The sequence below is a fragment of the Polaribacter sp. M10 genome (genome assembly GCF_054968445.1).
The window spans coordinates 36,077-42,076 of record NZ_JBSSBG010000025.1; the positions used below are offsets into that span (position 1 = coordinate 36,077).

5 protein-coding genes are annotated in these 6,000 nt (G+C 29.5%); all 5 read right to left on the reverse strand.

The features are described from left to right. Positions 1–839 precede the first annotated feature (839 nt). Positions 840–1,067, reverse strand: a complete 228-nt coding sequence (locus ACWYN7_RS16020; RefSeq protein WP_462860986.1) for a hypothetical protein — start codon at positions 1,065–1,067, stop codon at positions 840–842. 7 nt (positions 1,068–1,074) lie between these two features. Further along, positions 1,075–1,473 (reverse strand): DUF4279 domain-containing protein, encoded by a 399-nt coding sequence (locus ACWYN7_RS16025; protein ID WP_462860987.1) that lies wholly within the window; start codon positions 1,471–1,473, stop codon positions 1,075–1,077. A gap of 278 nt (positions 1,474–1,751) precedes the next feature. Further along, entirely contained in the window at positions 1,752–2,423 is a 672-nt protein-coding gene (locus tag ACWYN7_RS16030) for a hypothetical protein (RefSeq protein ID WP_462860988.1), read from the reverse strand. A 273-nt stretch (positions 2,424–2,696) separates the two neighbouring features. Then, complete coding sequence (locus ACWYN7_RS16035) at positions 2,697–4,523, reverse strand: ATP-binding protein (protein ID WP_462860989.1); 1,827 nt, start codon at positions 4,521–4,523, stop codon at positions 2,697–2,699. Between the two features lie 204 nt (positions 4,524–4,727). Further along, positions 4,728–5,645 carry a tetratricopeptide repeat protein gene (locus ACWYN7_RS16040; RefSeq protein WP_462860990.1) on the reverse strand — a complete coding sequence of 306 codons (918 nt, stop codon included), beginning with the start codon at positions 5,643–5,645 and terminating at the stop codon, positions 4,728–4,730. Positions 5,646–6,000: the final 355 nt, after the last annotated feature.

Sequence of the window (6,000 nt, forward strand, 5' to 3'; positions counted from 1 at the left end):
TTTATTTCTTTGGCCAGCTTACTAATATGTTTGTTTAATATTAGCTGCTCTGGTTATGTATAAAGTTACTAAATAATTACAAACAAAGAAAGACCATAAGGACTTTTGTAAGTAGGCTAGAACTAGCAATTAATTATACACTGTGTTGTAAGTAGTTTTTTATTTTCCTCCAACATATGTTTATAATACTCGTTTCATAAATTGCTTGTTTTTTTTGAAATATTATAATTAAAATACTTTCAATAGATGAAATAAATGCAAGATTCAAACATATTTTTCCAAATCCGTGTGTCGAATTCAAGATGAGTTCAGATAGATACAGAAACAAACTGGTGAGCCATAAATATCCTATTATAGTTTTCGTAACATAAATTTTCCTGTGTCTAAAATAGGATAATACAAAAACAGTAGTTTTCATTGTTAAAATCAGCATTAAAGGAGACCTTAAATGAATTCCAACATTTCTAATATAAATAACACATAAAGAAATGAAAATCCAAGATAAGTAATAGATTAAAACGGATTTAGTATTTTTAATTTTACTATACTTAATTATATCAAATATCAATATTGTTAAAAAAATAATAGTAGCAATATTTTCAGCATTCATTGAATGTCTAAAAATCATAATTATAATTAGAAAAACAATACTTAATACTATTCTTAATTTGTCATTCAAAATTCTGGTTTTAAATTACTTAACGTTGTTGTATATGGTTTGTTGCGTGGTTTAAGCACCTAATTTAGCAAATAAAAACCGAATAGAAAATCCGCGAGGATTTTCGTAAGTAGGCTAGAACCAAGCAATAAATTATATACGGTGTTGGCATGTCGTTTTTTTATTTCCGTAAATCTTCGTCAGTCATTTTTGAATCGTATATTTTTCCGTCTTTATCGAAACTCCAGACATTAGAAATTTCCTTAATCTCAGGGAAGTCTGTATTTTTTGATTTGACCTTTTGTTTTACAATTCTAGGATATTTTCTATTTGCGTCTTGTTTGTTTTCTTTTTCAGATTTCGCTGTTGTAATTCCACGAATTTTAGTTTTCTTTTTCGACCTGCTCATGGTTGTTTTACTTTTCGTTATAAATATCGCAATCTATGGTTCCGTTTATGTCATTTATAAATTTTATTGTCCGCTCACTGAAATGTAGTCCAGGACTTTCATCTCCGAGAAAAATCACAATTTCTAAAACATAACTAAATTCAGGATTTTGGTTTTTCAATTCGATGAATTCATTTTTATGTTTTTCTAATTTGTCAATCAGTTTTTCAACTTCTTTAAAATAGTACGGATTTATCAGTTTTCCAGAAGATAATTCCCAAATCGTACAAACTGGTGTTTTTCCGTTTTCAAATTTCCGTTTAAATTTAGTCGGTTTTATAGACAGACATGAGTTAAAATCCGAGAGTTCGAAATTTTCATTTTCGGTTTTAATTGCAAAGTATGTATATCCTTTAGTGTCTGTCATTCAAATGCATGCCAACTAACGCCCACACCCACTTTTTCTAAATTAATAATACTCTTCTACTCTTTCAGTTTAACAATTTTACAAAAAACAAATCTAACGCTTCGTTTTTATTTTTGTTTATTTCTTTTGCCAGCTTAACAACGGTTGGTATAAGAATAGTGCGGTTTTGTGTTCGAGGATTTTCCGAAGGAAAATCAGAGTGACCAAATACGCACTAACCTTTAGATTTAGAATTAAATTTAAGCATTATTTTTATACATTGTTGTAGCCAGTTATTTTTAATAATCAGCTTCATATCCGTGTCCATTCTTTCCATAAAAAATTAACCATTTTGCTAGAGAATAAACGATATGTAATTTACTTTCCAAATCTTCTTCGTCAACATCTGGTGGAATTCTTTGGTCTTTCAGATATTCTAATTTATTCTCTTTAGCAATTTTATCAGCAACTGTCATTAATCTATTTCCATAATCTAAAGTCTCATCAGCTAGTTTTGTTTCCCAGGCTTCATTGGCTAGTTTTTCCCCAATTATATCAACACAATCAACTAGGAACTGACCTCTAAATACATTTTCATCTTGTCCTAAAGCTATATAGCAAGGAACTCCATCTTGTTCTTTAGCAAGTGGAATAACAAAAAAACCTTTATGTTCTTTTAAGAATTCCTCATAAGTAGGTTTATCTTCTAATTCCTCATACTTTTCTTTTAACCATTTTTCAGCTTCTGGGTCTTTTCCGACCATAGGTGCTTTAATTGTCTCATAAGTTGGGATTTGATTTTCAAACCATTCTTGTATTAATTGGTCTTTAGTAGGAAACTTTTTTCCTTTTAATTTGTCCAAAAAACTAGGTTTCGGAATATTGTCCGATTCCACCATTTCAAATATTTCTTTAAACCTTTTTTCAAATCCTTTTTTAGGCTTTCCTAAAGGTCTCATATCTAATCCCATAATCTTGGTTTTAATTGGCTACAACCAGCGGCCACACCCACTTTTTTCTAAACTTTTTCAGTTTCACAATTTTACAAAAAACAAATCTAGCGCTTCGTTTTTATTTTTGTTTATTTCTTTGGTCAGCGTACTAAATATGTTTGTTTAATATTAGCTGCTCTGGTTATGCATAAAGTTACTAAATAATTACTGACAAAGAAAATCCGCGAGGATTTTCGTAAATAGGCTAGAACTAGCAATAAATTATATATGGTGTTGTGCTTTCATGCTTTTCTAATTTAACAATTCATTTATTTTTTCGAACCAACCTTTAACCTCATTATTAGGATCTCTCTCTTCTATCATTTCGGCTGTCATATTAGGGAATGCTCTTTCCGCTAAGAACTTTTTTGCGTTTGTATCTCTAATTGGGTTTGGTATTCCATTCTTTAAGGAATAAGCCTCTGCAAATATTTTCGGAGTAGCTTTATTATCCCTATTTAATTGGTCAGGTATTTCAATATCTATGTCAAATCCAATTTTCACTGCATCTTTGTGTAAGTAGCTTTCTATTTCAAGTTTTTGAGTTAATTGACCAATAGATAAATCATTACGCTTGTTAACTTGGTCTATGGAATTTTGATAAGAAGCTACATCATTATCATATAGGTGAAATTCTGGCTTTCCTAATTCTTTTAAATAATTGTGATTAACCCAATGTTTTAATGTAGAACCTCCCATTAAAATAAATGCAACACGCTCATCAGTAAGTAAGTTTGGTATTTCAGGATATTTTAAGTTCATAGCTTTACTTAAACAACCTAATGCAGTGACATCAGTTGGTCCTTCTACGCAAATTAAAGCTTTTACTCTGCTATCAGGTGTTACACCTAAAGTTTCTGCTATTTTTGGAAAAATGCTTTCTCCAAATGTAATGCTTAATTTATCGTGTTCGTCTTTATCTATAAACCTTAAACTATTTGTTGGAAGTTCAGAAGCTAATCCAGGACTATGAGTTGTTAATATTATTTGGCAGTTACTTTCATTGGCTAATGATTTAAAAGATTCAATTAGTACTTTTTGATTACTTGGATGTTGTGCAGTTTCAGGCTCTTCAATCGCATAAATTATATTTTGTTTAGCTGAAGATTTAAGTCGTCTTTCAGCTTCTGCCTTGAAGAAACTTACTAAAATCATTCTTCTTACTCCACTGCCTCTTTTATTAAGAGGGATTCCGTCATCTGTGTCTAATTGGATGGAGAATAAACCATTCCATTTTGCTGGAGTTGGAGGGTTAAATTTTGGGTCTAATTTGCTCGCTAAATTTTCATCAATTTCTTTTAATGCTTTATGGGTATTGGATGCAATTTCTTCTGCTTTTTCTCTTACTTTTTTCTGAATATCATTTATTTCTTGTTGTACTTCTGAAATAGCAGTTGCAATTGCTGCTTTCATAGGGCTTTGTACTTCACTATCAGAATCACTACTACTTCTGTCGCTTTGAAATAAAGCAAACATTGGCAAATAAGTATCTATTTGTTCCCAAATCCTTTTAGCATCTTCTTTTGGTTTTGAAACAGGTAATTCGATTTTTTGAAGTTTTAAGTCTGAAACTGAACTCCAAATTGCTTTTCTCATTGTTGGATTTCCCTTTAATTTAGAATCTAATGATTTCGCTTTTATAATTCCTTGCAAGTCTTTTTCTTTTAGCTCTAGAAGATTTGCAACTTCTTTTTCTGTTGGGTGATTTGCAATAATATAAATATCAATGCTTGGTGTTTTTTTATTACAATCAATTTTTTTTCTAATCACTAAAGTTTCATCTTTAGATAAAAGGTATTCATCTTTTAGATTAGTTGGAGAAGAAGAATCAATAGATATTTCAGAAGGGTAATCGGTGAATTCGCAAGTTATTTCAACAGTTTTATCTGTTGAATGAATATTTGCATCTGAGGATTCTATTTTTACTGTACTATTATTAAAGAAAATTTCAAGTGCTTCAAGTACCGTAGATTTTCCAATATCATTTTTTCCAATGATTGTGGTTAATTGGTCAAATTCAATTTTTGTTTCAGTTTGATAAGCTCTGAAATTTTTAACAGTTAAAGATTTTAAATTCATTTGATTGCTTGGTTTTTCTGCATGAAGCACAACGTTCAGGCTATGGTTAGTACGGGATTTAAAAGTAGTGAACTTTCGATTAAGCACTTAGCCAAAACTTTTTATTTTGTTTTAATTTTTTCATTTTAAAAGCCAAAATAAAAAAGATTTGGCGGACTTCGTTTAAAGCTTTAAACTTTGGATTAAGCACCAAACCCGTATTAATTATAGCCCTTGTTGTAGGTAGTTTTTTATATCCTTTTCCGCTTCTGTTTTTTTAGTTTTTATATAATCATTGTTCGTTTTAATCAAGTCAAAGTCCTTTATTACAGTTTTTAATTGTTGTTTGTCTTTGAGTTTTTTTAGAACATTAATTTTCTGAAAAATATATGCAGGTTCAGGTTTGTCTATCAGTTTGACTTGAATTCTATTCAACAAATCTTTTAGAATAATCTCAAATTCTTTCTGGTCTCCCTTTTGCCTATAAATCTCAGCTTTAGAAATAAGCTGATAGTCATCTAATCCGTTATTAAAAGCGATGTCAATATTTTCTATCGCTAAATCATATTCTTTAAGACCTAAAAAAGCTAATGATAATCTGTTATATATTGTATGAATTTTAACTCTTCCATAACCTTGTAATTCTAAAGTTCTATTTAAAGCAGTAATAGCTTTTTCATAATACTTAAACCTTATACAAGTATTCGCAAATGAGTTAAATATTTTATTCAATTTTTTATAATCGCCATTTAATATTTCAATAAGTGATAAGTTATGTTTTTCAATTTCTAAAAATAAGTCGTTAAAGCCTGAAATTGCATTTATTTCATAGGCGACTTTCTTTTGCTCATCTAAATAAATATTTGGTTTTGAAAAAGTGTATCTAGAAATCAGAGTTAGTCGAGTTAAATGATTTTCAATGTCATATATTTCAGAATCATTTAGAGAAAGAACTTTTCTCGAACTTAAGATGGCATTATCAAAGTCCTCAATAGAATAATACATTGAGGAAATGTCTCTCCAGCCATTAATATTTTCAGGATATAAATCAATTAATTGTTTATAAACTTCTATGGCCTTAAGTTCTTTACCTCTTGAATGATAAAGTTTTTCTCCTTTTTTATATAATTCTTCTTCTGTCATTTTTTTAATTACCTACAACTTAAGGCTATGCCCAACTTTTTAAATTAATAACTATTCTCTTCTCCTCTATTGAGTTCAAAAAAAATAGTATTCAACGGAATTTAAACTCCATCTAAATTATCAATGTAATGTGTTAGCCTACAATTTTTCAATAAATATATAACATTTTTTATGGTTACACTGCCCAACCTAAAAAAATAAGGCGCATATTTTAAAAAATATCAGCAACAAAACACCTAAAATTCATTACAAAAGCATAAAAAAGTCACTCTACACACACCTTTCTATAGGTTCTGCTCCAGTTTGCTTCGGGTTTTGTTCGTAAAAGCATGCATTTTTGAAAAATACACCCTAC

Coding starts and splice junctions, on each gene's coding strand:
- ACWYN7_RS16030 (WP_462860988.1), bottom strand. CDS start 2,423: ATGGGATTAGATATGAGACCTTTAGGAAAGCCTAAAAAAGGATTTGAA.
- ACWYN7_RS16025 (WP_462860987.1), bottom strand. CDS start 1,473: ATGACAGACACTAAAGGATATACATACTTTGCAATTAAAACCGAAAAT.
- ACWYN7_RS16040 (WP_462860990.1), bottom strand. CDS start 5,645: ATGACAGAAGAAGAATTATATAAAAAAGGAGAAAAACTTTATCATTCA.
- ACWYN7_RS16035 (WP_462860989.1), bottom strand. CDS start 4,523: ATGAATTTAAAATCTTTAACTGTTAAAAATTTCAGAGCTTATCAAACT.
- ACWYN7_RS16020 (WP_462860986.1), bottom strand. CDS start 1,067: ATGAGCAGGTCGAAAAAGAAAACTAAAATTCGTGGAATTACAACAGCG.